This is a genomic window from Phenylobacterium sp. (genome assembly GCF_031412415.1).
Taxonomy (GTDB): domain Bacteria; phylum Pseudomonadota; class Alphaproteobacteria; order Caulobacterales; family Caulobacteraceae; genus Phenylobacterium.
In genome coordinates, this window is the sequence record NZ_JANOCX010000088.1 from 1 (window position 1) to 15,669 (window position 15,669).

15 protein-coding genes, 1 tRNA gene and 1 pseudogene are annotated in these 15,669 nt (G+C 68.0%); 12 read left to right on the forward strand and 5 right to left on the reverse strand.

All coding sequences use genetic code 11. The features are described from left to right. A pseudogene (locus RMO04_RS04670) lies at nt 1-672 on the reverse strand (glutamate synthase large subunit); the annotation flags it as partial. Between the two features lie 5 nt (nt 673-677). Continuing rightward, complete coding sequence (locus RMO04_RS04675) at nt 678-2,114, reverse strand: NAD(P)-dependent oxidoreductase (protein WP_309643632.1); 1,437 nt, start codon at nt 2,112-2,114, stop codon at nt 678-680. Nucleotides 2,115-2,334: 220 nt separating this feature from the next. On the opposite strand from RMO04_RS04675, the gene RMO04_RS04680 reads away from it, so the two are divergent. Further along, nucleotides 2,335-3,141: an undecaprenyl-diphosphate phosphatase gene (locus RMO04_RS04680; protein WP_309643633.1), complete on the forward strand. Its 807-nt coding sequence runs from the start codon at nt 2,335-2,337 to the stop codon at nt 3,139-3,141. On the opposite strand, the gene RMO04_RS04685 is transcribed toward RMO04_RS04680, so the two are convergent. Further along, a complete protein-coding gene (locus RMO04_RS04685) occupies nt 3,138-4,109 on the reverse strand; it encodes a complex I NDUFA9 subunit family protein (RefSeq protein ID WP_309643634.1) in 972 nt (323 codons plus the stop codon). The genes RMO04_RS04680 and RMO04_RS04685 overlap by 4 nt on opposite strands. A gap of 166 nt (nt 4,110-4,275) precedes the next feature. Between RMO04_RS04685 and RMO04_RS04690 the strand changes: the two genes are divergently transcribed. The 6 genes from RMO04_RS04690 to RMO04_RS04715 all read left to right on the forward strand — a co-directional run bounded on the left by RMO04_RS04690 (nt 4,276) and on the right by RMO04_RS04715 (nt 9,149). Beyond that, nucleotides 4,276-4,362, forward strand: a tRNA-Leu gene (locus tag RMO04_RS04690). A 51-nt stretch (nt 4,363-4,413) separates the two neighbouring features. After that, a complete protein-coding gene (locus RMO04_RS04695; RefSeq protein ID WP_309643635.1) occupies nt 4,414-5,031 on the forward strand; it encodes a ribonuclease D in 618 nt (205 codons plus the stop codon). Nucleotides 5,032-5,040: 9 nt separating this feature from the next. After that, nucleotides 5,041-5,655: an LPS export ABC transporter periplasmic protein LptC gene (lptC, locus tag RMO04_RS04700; RefSeq protein ID WP_309643636.1), complete on the forward strand. Its 615-nt coding sequence runs from the start codon at nt 5,041-5,043 to the stop codon at nt 5,653-5,655. A gap of 41 nt (nt 5,656-5,696) precedes the next feature. Beyond that, nucleotides 5,697-6,260, forward strand: coding sequence for an LptA/OstA family protein (locus RMO04_RS04705; protein ID WP_309643637.1), 564 nt, complete (start codon nt 5,697-5,699; stop codon nt 6,258-6,260). 25 nt (nt 6,261-6,285) lie between these two features. After that, nucleotides 6,286-7,020 carry an LPS export ABC transporter ATP-binding protein gene (lptB, locus tag RMO04_RS04710; protein WP_309643646.1) on the forward strand — a complete coding sequence of 245 codons (735 nt, stop codon included), beginning with the start codon at nt 6,286-6,288 and terminating at the stop codon, nt 7,018-7,020. Between the two features lie 80 nt (nt 7,021-7,100). Next, nucleotides 7,101-9,149: a S9 family peptidase gene (locus RMO04_RS04715; protein ID WP_309643638.1), complete on the forward strand. Its 2,049-nt coding sequence runs from the start codon at nt 7,101-7,103 to the stop codon at nt 9,147-9,149. Nucleotides 9,150-9,175: 26 nt separating this feature from the next. Here RMO04_RS04715 and RMO04_RS04720 read toward each other — a convergent pair whose 3' ends face one another. Next, complete coding sequence (locus RMO04_RS04720; RefSeq protein ID WP_309643639.1) at nt 9,176-9,892, reverse strand: YafY family protein; 717 nt, start codon at nt 9,890-9,892, stop codon at nt 9,176-9,178. Nucleotides 9,893-9,996: 104 nt separating this feature from the next. Here RMO04_RS04720 and RMO04_RS04725 point away from each other — a divergent pair, with 104 nt between their 5' ends. The 5 genes from RMO04_RS04725 (at nt 9,997) to RMO04_RS04745 (ending at nt 14,861) form a co-directional block, all read left to right on the forward strand. Further along, entirely contained in the window at nt 9,997-10,740 is a 744-nt protein-coding gene (locus RMO04_RS04725) for a glutathione S-transferase family protein (RefSeq protein ID WP_309643640.1), read from the forward strand. 116 nt (nt 10,741-10,856) lie between these two features. Beyond that, nucleotides 10,857-12,347, forward strand: coding sequence for an RNA polymerase factor sigma-54 (gene rpoN / locus RMO04_RS04730; protein ID WP_309643641.1), 1,491 nt, complete (start codon nt 10,857-10,859; stop codon nt 12,345-12,347). A 56-nt stretch (nt 12,348-12,403) separates the two neighbouring features. After that, nucleotides 12,404-13,384: a methionine ABC transporter ATP-binding protein gene (locus RMO04_RS04735; protein ID WP_309643642.1), complete on the forward strand. Its 981-nt coding sequence runs from the start codon at nt 12,404-12,406 to the stop codon at nt 13,382-13,384. Further along, on the forward strand, nt 13,384-14,049 hold the full coding sequence (locus tag RMO04_RS04740) for a methionine ABC transporter permease (RefSeq protein ID WP_309643643.1): 666 nt from the start codon (nt 13,384-13,386) through the stop codon (nt 14,047-14,049). The genes RMO04_RS04735 and RMO04_RS04740 overlap by 1 nt, the downstream gene beginning before the upstream one ends. 17 nt (nt 14,050-14,066) lie before the next feature. Further along, nucleotides 14,067-14,861, forward strand: a complete 795-nt coding sequence (locus RMO04_RS04745) for a MetQ/NlpA family ABC transporter substrate-binding protein (protein ID WP_309643644.1) — start codon at nt 14,067-14,069, stop codon at nt 14,859-14,861. On the opposite strand, the gene RMO04_RS04750 is transcribed toward RMO04_RS04745, so the two are convergent. Then, on the reverse strand, nt 14,858-15,669 hold an 812-nt coding region (locus RMO04_RS04750; protein ID WP_309643645.1), incomplete at its 5' end, for an aspartate-semialdehyde dehydrogenase. The genes RMO04_RS04745 and RMO04_RS04750 overlap by 4 nt on opposite strands.

Genomic DNA, 15,669 nt, shown 5'->3' on the forward strand with positions numbered 1-15,669 from the left:
GAAGGTGTCGATATGCTCGGCCAGGAACATGCCCTTGTAGATCAGCTGGCGGGCCGAGAACGAGCACAGGTAGAAGTCGCGGATGGCGGCGGCGGCGACCCTCTTCTCGATGCGTTTGCGGCATAGGAACAGGGCGCGCTCCAGCGGCTCGCCGGAGAGGCCGGCAGGCGGCGCCAGCATGATCTGCTCGATCTCGGGCCGCGTGGCGTTGGCCTTCTCACCGATCACCGAGGTGTCCACCGGCACTTGGCGCCAGCCATAGATGTAGAAGCCGAACCGCAGGGCCTCGGCCTCGACGATGGTCCGCGCGGCCTCCTGGGCCCCGAGGTCGTTGCGCGGCAGGAAGACCTGGCCCACGGCGATCGGGCCCGGCCGCACCGTGTGGCCGATACGGGCGACCTGGTCGGCGAAGAAGTCCTGAGGCACGGACAGCAGGATGCCCGCACCGTCTCCGGTCTTGCCGTCGGCGTCGACGGCGCCCCGGTGCCAGACGGACTTCAAGGCCCGGATGGCCAACTCCACCACCTCGCGGCGCGGCTGGCCGTCAAGGGCGCAGACCAGGCCCACGCCGCAGGCGTCGCGCTCGTCGGCGGGGTTGTAGGCGTGGCCGTCGATCAGGCGCTGGCGGTTGGTGAGATAGCGCTGCGTCTCAGTCTGGGGGAGGTGGGGCATGTCGCTCACTCCGCCGCGGCCAGCGCGGGTTGGTTCAGATAGGCGTGGATGGCGTCGGCGGCGTCGCGGCCGTCGCGGATGGCCCAGACCACCAGTGAGGCGCCGCGCACGATGTCGCCGGCTGCGAACACGCCGGGCAAGGTGGTCTCCATGGACTTGAAGTCGGCCTTCAGCGTGCCCCAGCGGGTGACCGCAAGGCCGGGCGCGTCGAACGCGCGCGGCAGGTCCTCGGGATCGAAGCCGAGCGCCTTGATCACCAGGTCGGCGGGCAGGTCGAAGGCGCCATCCTCGACTTCCTCGGGCGCCTGGCGGCCCGTGGCGTCGGGCGGGCCCAGCCGCATGCGCGCCGCGCGCAGGCCGGCAGCCTGGCCAGCCTCGCCCAGCACGGCGCGGGGCGCGGCCAGCCATTCGAACACCACGCCCTCCTCCTCGGCATGGGCGACCTCACGGGCCGATCCCGGCATGTTGGCCCGGTCGCGGCGATAGAGGCAGGTGACCGACTTCGCCCCCTGGCGCACGGCGGTACGGACGCAGTCCATGGCGGTGTCGCCGCCGCCAACCACGACCACATCGCGGCCTTGCGCGTCCAGCTCACCGCTCTCGAAGGCGGGAACGCTGTCGCCCAGGCCCGTGCGGTTGGAGGCGATCAGGTAGTCGAGCGCCGGCGTCACCCCCGCCGAGCCCGCGCCGGGAACGATCAGGTCGCGGGCGGCATAGACCCCCGTGGCGATCAGGATCGAGTCGTGGCGCTGGCGCAGCTGGTCCAGGGTGGCGTCGCGTCCGACCTCGAAGTTCAGCTTGAAGACGATACCGCCCTCGGCCAGGCGGCGGGTGCGGCGCTCCACCACCTCCTTCTCCAGTTTGAAGCCGGGAATGCCGTAGATCAGCAGGCCGCCCGCGCGGTCGTGGCGGTCATAGATGGTGACCTCGTAGCCGCCCTCGCGCAGGCGTTCGGCGGCGGCCAGGCCCGCGGGGCCGGCCCCGATCACGCCCACGGACTGGCCGCGCGGGGGACCGGCGCGCAGGGGCGCGACCCAGCCTTCTTCCCAGGCCTTGTCGGTCAGGTAGCGTTCCACAGCCCCGATGGTGACGGTGCCGTGGCCGGACTGCTCGATGGTGCAGGAGCCCTCACACAGCCGATCCTGCGGACAAATGCGGCCGCAGATCTCAGGCATGGAGTTTGTGGCCTGGGAGAGGTCGTAGGCTTCCCGCAGCCGGCCCTCGGCGGTCATCCGCAGCCAGTCGGGGATGTTGTTGTGGAGCGGACAATGGGTCTGGCAGAACGGGATGCCGCACTGCGAGCAGCGCGAGGCCTGCTCGGCCGCCTTAGCGTCGATGAAGTCGGCATAGATCTCGTGGAAGTCGCCGGCGCGCGCGGTCGCCGCGCGTTTGGCCGGCGTGATCCGCTCGACGGTCGTGAACTTCAGCATTCGTTCGGCCATGGCGGCGCCTCCCGCCCAAGGTGGGCGCGGCGCGGTTCTACAGAAAAACGCTCCCGCCGAAAACCTTACAGTACCAAAAATAGACCAGATGGCTCCGATCGCCGAAGCTTTGGTCGACCACCATCGCTTCTTGGGCAAAATATAGTCCAATAATTGGATAAACGTCATGTTTACCCTGTTCGCGGCCTTGTCTTCCTCCGTCCCAGCAAGGAGTTCCGCCGTGGCCGATTGGATCTACGCCGTCATCCTCGGCCTCGTCGAAGGGCTGACGGAGTTCATTCCGGTCTCCTCCACCGGGCATCTGCTGTTGACCAAGACCCTGCTCGGCCTGCCCGACGGCTTCTGGGACACCTTCAGCGTCATGATCCAGCTGGGCGCGATCCTGGCGGTCGTGGTGCTCTATTTCCAACGCCTATGGGGCGTGTTCCTTCGCCTGCCCAGCGATCCCAAGGCGAGATGGTTCGCCGCCAGCGTGGTGATCGCCGTGATCCCCTCGGTGATCGTCGGCCTGACCCTGCACGACTTCATCAAGACGGTGCTGTTCGAGAGCGCCGGTCTGATCTGCGTCATGCTGATCCTGGGGGGGATCGCGCTCATCGCCGTCGACCGCTGGGCCCCGGCCCCCAAGGAGGCTGACTCCATGGCGCTTTCCTGGAAGCGCACCCTGGGGATCGGCCTCTGTCAGTGCCTGTCGATCGTGCCCGGCGTCTCGCGGTCGGGGGCCACCATCGTCGGCGGGGTGCTGCTGGGCATCGACCGCCGCGCGGCGGCCGAGTTCTCGTTCTTCATGGCCATTCCGACCATGGTCGGCGCCTTCGCCCTGGATTTCTGGGAGAACAAGGACGTCTTGACCAGCGATAACCTCGGCATCATCGCGGTCGGCTTCGTGGTCAGCTTCATCTCCGGCCTGATCGTCGTGCGGACCATGCTGGACTTCATCAACCGCTTCGGCTTGGCGCCCTACGGCTGGTGGCGGATCGCGGTCGGCGTGATCGGATTGGGCGTTCTGCAGTTCACAGCAAGCTAGACCGCGACCGATTCCGTCTGGTCGGCGAACTGGCCGCCCTTGCGGAAGCGGTAGAGATAGGTCGGCAGGATCGCCTCCACCGTGGTCGGTGAGACGCCCAGCTCCGCCAGGCCCGGAAGCGCGCCCGACACCACATTGTCGGTCTTCAACAGCTCGACCTGGTCGGCGGTCAGCGGCGGAGCCCACGGCGTGAACATGGCCAGCGGCGCGGAGAGTTGGCCGATCAGCCGGGCGACGGGGAAGGGCAGCGGCGCGAGAATCCTGCGGCGCTCGGTGACCTTCAGGATCAGCTCCAGGATCTCGCGGAACGAATAGACCGCCGGACCGCCCAGTTCGTAGGTCTTGCCGGCGCTGTCGGTCGCCGACACGGCGCGAGCCACGGCCTTGGCCACGTCGCCGACGAACACAGGCTGGAACCTGGTCGCGCCCCCGCCGACCAGCGGCAGGACCGGGCTGATCACCGCCATCTCGGCGAACTTGTTGAAGAATCCGTCGCCGTTCCCGAACACCACGGACGGCCGCAGGATCGTGGCGTCGGGGAAGGCCTCGCGCACGGCGGCTTCGCCGGCGGCCTTGGAGCGGGCGTACTTCGAGATGGAGGCGGCGTCGGCGCCGAGGGCCGAGACCTGCACCAGGCGGGTCACGCCTAGCGCCTTGGCGGCGACCGCGACATTGCGCGCGCCGTCGGTCTGGACGGCGTCGAACTTCTGGCGACCGGTCTCATAAAGCACGCCCACCATGTTCACGCAGGCGGTGGCGCCTTGCAGGGCCCGACGCACGGAATCGGCGACCCGGACATTGGCCTGGACCACCTCGATCTGCCCAACGTCGCCGAGCAGGCGCATGGTGTGGGCCAGGTGCGGCTGGCGAACGGCGACCCGGACCCGCAAGCCCTGACGGGCCAGCGCCCGCACCACCTGGCTTCCGACGAAGCCCGACCCGCCGAAGACGGTGACCAGATCCTGCATGACACCCGCTTGAATTTCAGAAGAGTTCGACGTCGCCCGGATAGACGATGCGCCGCGTCGCGGCAATGCGACCTGAACGGCGCGACGCTGAACGCCTCGCAAACGGGCGTTGACCCGGCCAAGTCGGCGCCCTAAGGAACGCCCCTCGCGCGATCCGGCGGATCGGGCCCAGGTGGCGGAATTGGTAGACGCGCTGGCTTCAGGTGCCAGTGGCCGTAAGGTCGTGAAGGTTCGAGTCCTTTCCTGGGCACCATCCTCCTCTCTATAGTGAGAGGATTCAGTTTGATCCGGAGCGTGAGAGCCCGTGGCTAATTTCCTGCACGAAGGCGACTTGCCGGCCGGCGTCCTGATGGACGCCGAGGCCGTGGCGATCGATTCCGAGACCATGGGACTGCGGCTGGGGCGTGATCCCCTGTGCGTGGTCCAGCTCTCGGACGGCAAGGGGGACGCACATGTGGTGCGGCTTTCCCGCCCCGACTATGATTGCCCCAACCTGAAGCGGCTGCTCACCGATTCCAAGGTCGTGAAGATCTTTCACTTCGGCCGCTTCGATATCGCCATGTTCCACCTGCACCTTGGAGTCATGACCGCTCCCGTCTACTGCACCAAGATCGCCTCCAAGCTGGCGCGGACCTATACCGACCGCCATGGGCTGAAGGACGTTTCGCGCGAGCTGCTGGGCGTCGACATGTCCAAGGCGCAGCAAAGCTCGGACTGGGGGGCGGCCAAGCTCTCCGACGACCAGCTCGCCTACGCGGCCTCCGATGTCCTGCACCTGCACGCCCTGCGCGCGCGGCTGGACGCGATGCTGGTTCGCGAGGGTCGCGATCATCTCGCCCGCGCCTGTTTCGACTTCCTGCCCCACCGCGCCATGCTCGACGTGGCGGGATGGGAAGAGGTCGACATCTTCGCTCACGCCTGAGGTCCCTCGGTGACCGCCGCCACGATCTCCGCCACGCCGCCCGGCCGGGACTTTTCCCGCTGGCGCCGGCGTTCGCGGCTGATCCGGCGGCTGCGCGTCGCGCTCCCGGCGGCCATCGTGCTGATCCTGCTGTCCATGGGCGGCTTCGTGGTCCACGCCACGGTGATGGGCGGCGCCGCCGCGCCGTCGGAGGCCGACGAGCCGATCCAGCTGGTCAATCCGCGCTTCGTCGGCCGCGACGAAAAGGGCCGCGCCTTCGTGCTGACCGCCACCGTGGCGGTGCGTGACGAGAACGACTATCAGCGCGTGGTCCTGGACAAGCCGACCCTGATCCTCGACGAGGAAGGCGCCAACCCCACCCGCATCACCGCCAAGTCCGGGGTCTATCGCGAAGACCGGCGGGTGCTGAACCTGGACGGCGGGGTCAAGATGAACGGCGCCAACGCCAACTTCGACACCGCCAGCTCGATCTTCAACACCGCCACCGGCGAACTGGAAGGCCAGGGCCAGATCTCGGGCGTCGGATCGCTTGGCGAAATCACCGCGAAGTCCTATGGCGTATACGACAAGGGCGAGCGTCTGGTCTTCAAAGGCGGCGTGCGCGGCCGCATTGAATCGAAGTAGACTTCCACCGACTGGGTTTGGGGCGCATGAGCTTCATGAGCATGAGCAAGCTTGAGATGACACGCTGGGCCGCCGGCGCCCTCGCCGTCGCCCTGGTGGCCGCGGGGCCGGCCAGCGCACAGCTCGACCAGGGCTCCGACGCCCCCATGGACATCACCGCCGACGCGCTGGAGGTGATCAACACCCAGTGCCTGTCCATCTGGAGCGGCTCGGCCGAGGCCTTGCAGGATCGCACCCGTCTGCGCGCCGATGTGTTGAAGACCTACAGCAAGAAGGGCGCGGCCCGCGCTGGGGGCAAGGGCGCCACCTGCGGCGCGCTCGACCGGGTCGAGGCTCTCGGCAACGTCTATTATGTGACTCCCCAGCAGAAGGTGCGCGGCGACGCGGCCGACTACGACGTGCTGGGCGAGAAGATCGTGATCACCGGGGATGTCGTGGCGGTGAACGGCCAGAACGTCCTGCGCGGCGAGCGACTGGTCGTCAATGTCGCCACAGGCGACGCGCAGATGCAGGCCAATTCCAAGGGCCGCGGCGGAAAGACCCGGCCGCGCGCGGTGATCTATCCTGAAAAGCAAGCGGCGGGACCCTCCGCCCCGCGTCGCTAGGGTGCGCACCGAACAATTCGCCACCCTGCCGGAACTCGCCGGCGAGGGCCTGGTGGTCGATAATGTCGGCAAGTCGTTCCGTGGTCGCCCGGTGGTCAAGGGCGTCTCACTGCGCCTGGCGCGGGGCGAGGTGGTCGGCCTGCTCGGCCCCAACGGCGCCGGCAAGACCACCTGCTTCTACATGATCACCGGCCTGATCCCGGCCGACTACGGCTCGATCTATCTGGACGGCGAGAACATCACCGGCCAGCCGATGTACCAGCGCGCGCGCATGGGGGTCGGCTACCTGCCGCAGGAAACCTCGATCTTCCGCGCCATGAGCGTGGAGGAGAACGTCATGGCCGTGGTCGAGCTGCGCGAGACCAGCGTCGCCCGGGCCAAGGCCACGGTCACCGAACTGCTGGGCGAACTGCGTATCGAGCATCTGCGCAAGTCGCCGGCCATCTCGCTGTCGGGCGGCGAGCGGCGCCGGGTGGAGATCGCCCGGGCGCTGGCCAGCGAGCCGTCCTTCATGCTGCTGGACGAGCCCTTCGCCGGCATCGATCCGCTGGCCATCGCCGACATCCGAGAGGTGATCTCCTACCTAAGGGGCCGCGGCATCGGTATCCTGATCACCGACCACAATGTCCGCGAGACCCTGGACATCATCGACCGCGCCTCGATCATCCACGCCGGCGAGGTCCTGTTCGAGGGCTCGCCCAGCGAGATCGTCGACAATCCTGAAGTCCGCCGCGTCTATCTGGGCGAACGCTTCGGCTGAGGCCGCAGCTATCTGGACAAAACCGACCTGAGGTCTGTCTATGGGCGCGCCGCAATGGGGCGGCCAGGACTCCCCCCTCAATGCGTTCCTTCAGCCTTCTGTTCGCGGCGTGCGCCGTGCTTTCCGTCACGCCCGTCGCGGCCCAGGTGGCCGAAGCGCCCTCGCGGGTGTTCACGCCGCGCGACCTGTTCGGGCTGGAATACGCGTCTGATCCGCAGTTCCGTCCCGATGGCGGCGCGATCGCCTATGTGCGGGTCAGCAACGACATCATGACCGACCGGGGCAAGCGGTCGATCTGGTTGGTCGACCCGAAGAGCGGCGCTCAGACGCCGCTGGTTTCCGACGACCGCTCCAATAGCCGGCCCCGTTGGTCGCCGGACGGCCAGCGCCTGGCCTATGTGGTCTCGGCTCCCGACGGCGGCCCGCAGATCCACGTGCGCTGGATCGCCAGCGGCCGCTCGGCCCAGGTCGCCACTCTCGAGCAGGCGCCGGGAGACCTGGCCTGGTCGCCGGACGGCAAGAGCCTAGCCATCACCATGCTGACCCCCGACGAGCTGGCCAAGCTGGCGGCGCCGATGGCCAGGCCGGAGGGCGCCAAGTGGGCGGCCCCCCTGCGGGTCGAGAGCCGCGTCACCTGGCGGGCCGATGGAGATGGAGAGTTGAAGCCCGGCTTCAGCCACGTCTTCGTGGTCTCGGCGGATGGAGGCGCCCCGCGCCAGCTCACCTTCGGCCGGTTCGACGACAACGGACCCCTGACCTGGAGCCGCGACGGCCGTCACGTGCTGTTCGCCGCCAACCGCAACAAGGGTTGGGAGCGCGACCCCAACGAGAGCGAGATCTGGCAGGTCGGGGTGGCCGACGGCGCGCTGAGCCCGCTGACCACGCGAGTCGGCCCCGACGTGGCGCCGGAGGTCTCCCCCGACGGCCGCCTGATCGCCTATCTCGGCTATGACGACGCCGCGCGCCGCAGCTATGAGAACGCCCAGCTCTATGTGATGGACCGTGACGGCAAGAACGCCCGGTCCCTGACCGCCAACCTCGACCGCAGCATCGACGCGGCGCAGTGGTCGCGCGACGGCCGCGGCCTGGTGGTGAGCTACGACGACCACGCGGTGAAGAAGCTGGCCAGGATCGGCCTTGACGGCAGGATCACCCCGATGGCGGAGGGTCTGACCGGCTCGGCGCTGGACCGTCCCTACACGGGCGGCGCCTTCTCCGTGTCCGACACCGGCGCCGTGGCCTTCACCCAAGGGACGACTGAGCGGCCCTCCGACCTGGCCGTGACCGCCGGCGGCGGGTCGCGCAAGATGACGGCGCTCAACGCCGACCTGTTCACCGGCAAGACCCTGGGCAAGGTGGAAAAGCTGCCGGTGACCTCGGCCTATGACGGCAAGGCCATCGACGCCTGGATCGTCCTGCCGCCCAACTTCGACCCCGCGAAGAAATATCCGCTGATCCTGGAGATCCATGGCGGGCCGTTCTCGGCCTATGGCCCGGTCTTCTCGACGGACAACCAACTCTATGCGGCGGCGGGCTATGTGGTGGTCTATTCCAACCCGCGCGGCTCGACCGGCTATGGCCAGGCCTTCGCCAACGAGATCGACAAGAAGTATCCCGACCACGACTACGACGACCTGATGAGCGTGGTGGACGCCGCCGTCGCCAAGGGCGTGGCCGATCCCCAGCGGTTGTACGTGACCGGCGGCTCGGGGGGCGGGGCTCTGACCGCCTGGATCGTCGGCAAGACCTATCGCTTCAAGGCCGCCGCCACCCAGAAGCCGGTGATCAACTGGGTGAGCCAGGTGCTGACTGTCGACGGTGCGGCCTTCATGGCCAGCTACTGGTTCGGCAAGATGCCGTGGGAGGATCCGCAGGGCTATTGGGCCCGCTCGCCGCTCGCGCTGGTTGGCAATGTGAAGACCCCGACCCTGGTGGTGGTGGGCGAGAAGGACCTGCGCACCCCCGTGGGCGAGTCCGAGCAGTACTATCAGGCGCTCCAGCTTCGCGGCGTGCCGACAGCCCTGGTCAAGGTGCCCGACGCCTCGCACGGCGGCATCGCCATCCGGCCCTCGCAATCGGGCGCCAAGACCCAGGCGATCCTGGCCTGGTTCGAGCGGTACAAGAACTAGGTGTCAGCTAAGTCTCGCGCTTCTCCTCACGCGGGGACCGGAGCCTTGTGCGGCGGATGCGGCCTGGTCGCGATGCTGGCGCGCCACTTGGCCCTCAGAGCGGCGGGACGCTCAGGGTAGCGGTCTTCCAGGAAGTCGGCCGCCTCCACCCGGTCGGTGCGGAAGCTGCGGAAGTCCTGGCGCAGTTCGCACCAGCCGATCAGCAGTCGGACGGTCTGCATGTAGCCGATCGTGATGGGCCAGATCATGCGATCGGTGGGCCGCTCCTGCTCGTCGCGATAGCTGAGCCTGATCTTGCGTCCGCCGCGGATCGACACGCGGACCTGAGCCATGTCCACCCGGTCGGGCTCGGTCTTCCAGGCCGGCGGAACCCGGCTGGTCGGCTCCAGGGCATAGGGTCTGAGCCGTTCGGGCACGGCGGCGGCGATCTTGGCGATCAGGTCCTCGGCGGCCCGCGCCAGGGCCGGGTCGCCGCGACCGATCACCCATTGAGCGCCCAACACCGCGGCCTCGATCTCGTCGGGGGTCAGCATCAGGGGCGGCAGGTCGAAGCCCTGGTCCAGCACATAGCCCATGCCGGCTTCGCCCCGGATCGGCACGCGCTGGCCCATCAGGGTGGCGATGTCGCGATAGACCGTGCGCTTGGAGGTCTCCAGTTCATCGGCCACCTTGTCGGCGGTGATCGGCCCGCGCGAACGGCGCAGGATTTGGATGATCTGGAACAGCCGGTCCGCGCGTCTCATGGAAATCCGTTTCGTCATGTCCGCAGCATGCCGCCACGCTGCTGACAGCATGGTGGCAGCAGACCGTCGCTAAGCCTAGGGGGTCAGATCAAGGAGGGACCCCAATGATCACGCTCTACGTCGCCGGCGCCAATTTCGGCCTGCCTGAGGTGAGCCCCTATGTGACCAAGACCGAAGTCCATCTGCGGATGGCGGGTCTCGACTATGTGAAGGTCCCAGCCATGCCGGAGACCTCGCCCAAGGGTCAGCTTCCGTGGATCGAGGACGATGGCGAGATGATCGCCGACAGCCACTTCATCCGGCTGCATCTGGAGCAAAAGTACGGGATCGACTTCGATCAGGGTCTCTGCCCCGTGGAACGCGCCCAGGCCTGGGCCATCGAGCGGATGATCGAAAACCACTTCGGCTGGACCACCGCCCATGTCCGGTGGCTGATGCCGGAGAACTACGTGAAGGGTCCGGCCCAGTTTTTCGCGGGCATGCCGCCTGAAATGCAACGGGACCTGAAGCGCGAAATCCAGGACGCCGTGGCCGCCAACATCCGCGCGGTTGGCGTGGGCCGCCATTCCGAAGCCGAGGTCCTGGGATTGGGCGTGCGCTCGCTGGCCGCCCTCTCGGCCCTGTTCGGCGACAAGCCCTTCATGATGGGACAACGCGCGACCGGCGTCGACGCCATCGCCTTTGGCGTGCTGGCCGGCCTGATGACGCCCTATTTCGAAGCCCCGATCCGCGACCAGGCCCTGCGGTTCGAGAACCTCGTCGCCTATGTCGATCGAATGATGGCCGGTGTCTATCCCGACCATGACTGGGCCCCCCTGTCGCGCGCCCGCGAGGCGGTCGCCGCGTGACGCCGGCCCGCGCGGGCGCCGCTCCCCCGGCGTCCGCGCGGGATTCTTTGGCAAGTTAACCAATCGGTGGGGATGGGCGGCTTAGGCTTGAGCAAGATTCAGGCCAGGAGGCGGCTTTGGCGCTCGGCGCGCGTTTGGAACTTCGGCAAGGCCAGGGGCTGGTCATCACCCCCCAGCTGCAGCAGGCGATCAAGCTGCTGCAATTGTCGAATCTCGAGCTCGAGGCCTATGTCGAGGGCGAGCTGGAGCGCAACCCGCTACTGGCCCGGGACGAAGGCGACCAGGAGCCTGATCGCGAGGACACGCCCCGAGAGTCCGACGACTTCTCCGTCGACCAGATTCCCGACAGCGGCGCAGAGCCGCACATGGACATCACCCACGATCAGGCCTCGCCCGGCGAGGTCGCGACGGGCGATTCAGAGGCCCAGCAGGCCGGCGGCGCCATCGACTGGTCCAAGGCCGGCTCCGGCGGCGGCGGTTTCGAGGACGGCGACGATTTCGAAGGCCGGCTGACCAAGGAAAAGACCCTCTCCGAGCACCTGCACGACCAGCTCTCCGTGGCGCGGCTGTCGCCCGGCGAGATCGCCGTGGCCACCGTGCTGATCGATTCCGTCGACGAGGGTGGCTATCTGCGTTGCGACCTCGAGGACGCCGCTGAGCGGCTGGGCTGCGGCCTGCCCATGGTCGAATCGGTCCTCAAGGTCCTGCACGGCTTCGAGCCCACGGGCGTCTTCGCCCGCGACGTGCGCGAATGCCTGATGCTGCAGCTGCAGGAGCTGAATCGCTGCGACCCGGCGATGATGGCTCTGCTGGACAATCTGGAGCTGTTGGCCAAGCGCGACATGTCCGCGCTACGCAAGGCCTGCGGCGTCGATGACGAAGACCTGCGCGACATGGTCGCCGAACTGCGCGCTCTTACGCCGCGACCCGGCGCGGCCTTTGGCGGCGAGCCCTCCCAGCCCGTGGCGCCCGACGTCTCCGTGCGCGAGGGCCAGGGCGGACTGTGGCATGTGGAGCTGAACACTGACACCCTGCCCAAGCTGCTGGTCGACCAGCGCTACCACGCCCGCGTCTCGGGCGCGGCGCGGACGGACCAGGAGAAGGTCTTCGTGGCCGACTGCATGGCCAGCGCCAACTGGCTGGTGAAGAGCCTCGACCAGCGGGCCAAGACCATCCTCAAGGTAGCCTCCGAGATCGTCCGCCAGCAGGACGGCTTCCTGGCCTATGGCGTCGAGCATCTGCGGCCGCTGAACCTCAAGACCGTGGCCGACGCCATCGGCATGCATGAGTCCACCGTCAGCCGGGTGACGTCCAACAAATACATGACCACCCCGCGCGGCATGTTCGAGCTGAAGTTCTTCTTCACCTCCTCCATCGCTTCATCGTCCGGCGGAGAGGCCCATTCGGCCGAAAGCGTGCGCCACAAGATCAAGCAGCTGATCGACGCCGAGCGCACGGATGGCGACGTCCACTCCGACGACAGCATCGTCGACATCCTCAAGGAAACCGGCGTCGACATCGCCCGCCGCACCGTCGCCAAGTACCGCGAGGCCATGCGTATCCCCTCCTCGGTCGAACGTCGCCGAATGCTCAAGGAAACGGCCTAGCCCTTTTCCTAGAAATTCTACCTTGAGCGCCGCGGCCGTCCCGCTACGGATGGCGCGTGATCAGCTTCCAATCCGTCGGCAAGACCTTTCCGCGCGCGCCCTCGCCGGCGCTGGAGGACGTTAACCTCGACGTCGTGGCCGGCGAGGTGTTCGGGGTCATCGGCCAGTCGGGCGCCGGCAAGTCCACTCTGATCCGGCTGATCAACGGGCTTGAGCGGCCGAGCCTGGGCCGGGTGCTCACCGACGGCGACAACGTCGGCGACCTGGACGCCGACGCCCTGCGCGCCTTGCGCCGCCGGGTGGGCATGATCTTCCAACACTTCAACCTGCTGTCGTCCAAGACGGTGGCGGCGAACGTCGCCTTTCCCCTGCGGGTCGCCGGGACGCCACGCGACCAGATTGGGGCGCGCGTGGCCGAGCTGCTGGACCTCGTGGGCCTGTCGGACCAGGCGGCCAAGTATCCGGCCCAGCTCTCCGGCGGCCAGAAGCAGCGGGTCGGCATCGCCCGCGCCCTGGCCAACCACCCCAGGATCCTACTGTGCGACGAGGCCACCAGCGCGCTCGATCCGCAGACGACGGAACAGATCCTCGACCTGCTGGCGCATCTGAACCGCGAACTCGGCCTGACCATCGTGCTGATCACCCACGAGATGGAGGTGATCCGACGGGTCTGCCATCGCGTCGCCGTGCTCGACGCCGGCTCGATGGTTGAGAGCGGCGAGGTGGCCGAGGTCTTCCTGCATCCGCGACATCCCGTGACCCGGCGGTTGGTGGCCGACGCCGCCGGATTGGCGGCGGCCAAGGTCGAGGGCGGACCGCCAACCCTGCGGCTCACCTTCCGGGGCGCGGCGACCTTCGAACCGATCCTGGGCCGCATCGCCCGCGACACCGGCGTCGACTATTCCATCCTGGCCGGTCGCATCGACCGTATCCGCGACGAGCCCTACGGCCAGCTCCTGGTCTCGCTGGTGGGCGGCGACGTGGCCCTCGCCCGCGCCCGCCTGACCGAGGCCGGCGTGCGGGTGGAGGAGGCGTGATGGAGGCGCTGCTTGCCAACGTCGTCTGGGCCGATGTCGGCCAGGCTCTGCTCGACACCCTGATCATGCTGGGCGGCTCGCTGGTGTTCAGCATCGTGCTGGGCCTGCCGCTGGGGGTGATCCTGTTCCTGACAGGTCCCAGGCAACTATTGGCCAATCGCGCGGCCTATGCGGCGCTGTCCTTGGTGGTGAACGTCCTGCGCTCCGTGCCCTTCGTCATACTGCTGATCATCATGATCCCCCTGACGGTGCTGCTTGTGGGAACGTCGCTCGGGGTGGCCGGGGCTATCCCGCCGCTGGTCGTCGGCGCCGCGCCCTTCTACGCCCGGCTTGTCGAGACCGCCCTGCGCGAGGTGGACCGCGGCGTCATCGAGGCCAGCCAGGCCATGGGCGCCACCCCGCGCCAGATCGTGTTCGGCGCGCTTCTGCCTGAGGCCATGCCCGGCATCCTGGCCGGCGCCACGGTAACCGCCATCGCGCTCGTCTCCTACACCGCCATGGCGGGGGTGGTGGGCGCGGGCGGGCTGGGTGACCTGGCGATCCGCTTCGGCTACCAGCGGTTCCAGACCGACGTCATGGTGGTCACCGTGCTCATGCTTCTGGCCCTGGTCCAGGGCCTGCAGTGGGCGGGCGACCGCCTGGTCATCAAGGTCAGCCGGCGCTGACATCCCGAGGAGTTTTCATGTTCCGCACCCTGATCGTCGCCGCGGCCACCTTGATCCTCGCCTCATGCAGCCGCGAGGCCCCGCAGAGCGCGCCCGACACCCTGACCATCGCCGCCACCGCCGTGCCCCACGCCGAGATCCTGGAGGTGGTCCGCCCGATCCTGGCGGAGCAGGGACTGAAGCTGGATGTGAAGGTGTTCAACGACTATGTGCAGCCCAATCTGCAGGTCGACCAGAAGCAGCTCGACGTGAACTACTTCCAGACCGCGCCCTATCTGGATGAGTTCAACAAGGCGCGCGGCACGAAGCTCCTGCGCGTGGTCGGCGTCCACATCGAGCCGATCGGCGCCTATTCCCGCAAGCACAAGGCCTTGGCCGACCTGCCGCAGGGCGCCAGCGTCGCCATCCCCAACGAGCCGAGCAACGGCGGCCGCGCCTTGCTGCTGTTGCAGAAGGGCGGGCTGATCACGTTGAAGGATCCCGCGAACCCGCTGTCGACGCTGAACGATATCGCCACCAACCCCAAGGGCTTGAAGTTCCGCGAACTGGAGGCCGCCACCCTGCCGCGTGTGTTGGGCGAGCTGGACCTGGCGGTGATCAACACCAACTTCGCCCTGGACGCGAAGCTGGATCCCGCCAAGGACGCCCTGATCCTCGAAGACAAGCAGAGCCCCTATGTGAACTTCCTGGTGGCCCGACCGGACAACAAGGACGACCCACGAGTCCAGAAGCTGGCGGCGGCGCTGACCAGCCCCGCGGTTAAGGCCTTCATCGAGAAGACCTACCACGGGGCCGTGCAGCCGGCCTTCTAGCGCGCCAGGACCTCGGCGATCTGCACGGCGTTGAGCGCCGCGCCCTTCAGGAGCTGATCGCCGGCGATGAAGATCGACAGGGTATGGCCGGTGGGGTCGGAGAGGTCGGCGCGGATACGGCCCACCGAGACCTCGTCGCGGCCGGAGACCTCATTGGGCATCGGGTAGTGGTTGGCGGCGTGGTCGTTGACCAGCTTCACGCCGGGCGCATCTGAGTGCCAGGCCTCGGCCTCGGCGGGTGTGACCGGGTTCTCGAACTCCACCACCAGCGACATCGAATGGGCCCGCAGCACCGGCACCCGCACGCAGGTGAAGGTGAGCCGCATGTCCGGCGCCGACATGATCTTGCGGATTTCGGCCATGGCCTTCAGCTCCTCGCCATTATAGCCGCTGGCCGCGTCGACCTCGGCGTTGTGGCTGAACAGGTTGAAGGCGTAGGGGTGGGGCAGGACCTCCGGCGCATAGGGCTCGCCGGCCAGGTAGGCGGCGGTGGAGGCTTCCAGCTCGGCCATGGCTGCGGCGCCGGCGCCCGAGGCCGCCTGATAGGTCGCCCCGATCACCCGGACGATACGATTGTGGGCGTGAAGGGGCTGGAGGGCCATGACGGCGATGGCGGCCACGCAGTTGGGATTGGCGACGATGGACGGGCGGCGCGCCAGCAGGTCGCCGTTCACCTCCGGCACCACCAGCGGGATGTCAGCTTGCATGCGGAAGGCCGAGGAATTGTCGACCACCAGGCAGCCCGCGGCCGCCGCGATGGGCGCATACTGGCGGCTGATCCCGCTCGACGACGCGAAGATCGCGATGT

Coding starts and splice junctions, on each gene's coding strand:
- RMO04_RS04675 (WP_309643632.1), bottom strand. CDS start 2,114: ATGGCCGAACGAATGCTGAAGTTCACGACCGTCGAGCGGATCACGCCG.
- RMO04_RS04685 (WP_309643634.1), bottom strand. CDS start 4,109: ATGCAGGATCTGGTCACCGTCTTCGGCGGGTCGGGCTTCGTCGGAAGC.
- RMO04_RS04705 (WP_309643637.1), top strand. CDS start 5,697: ATGAGCAAGCTTGAGATGACACGCTGGGCCGCCGGCGCCCTCGCCGTC.
- RMO04_RS04715 (WP_309643638.1), top strand. CDS start 7,101: ATGCGTTCCTTCAGCCTTCTGTTCGCGGCGTGCGCCGTGCTTTCCGTC.
- RMO04_RS04720 (WP_309643639.1), bottom strand. CDS start 9,892: ATGAGACGCGCGGACCGGCTGTTCCAGATCATCCAAATCCTGCGCCGT.
- RMO04_RS04725 (WP_309643640.1), top strand. CDS start 9,997: ATGATCACGCTCTACGTCGCCGGCGCCAATTTCGGCCTGCCTGAGGTG.
- RMO04_RS04740 (WP_309643643.1), top strand. CDS start 13,384: ATGGAGGCGCTGCTTGCCAACGTCGTCTGGGCCGATGTCGGCCAGGCT.
- RMO04_RS04745 (WP_309643644.1), top strand. CDS start 14,067: ATGTTCCGCACCCTGATCGTCGCCGCGGCCACCTTGATCCTCGCCTCA.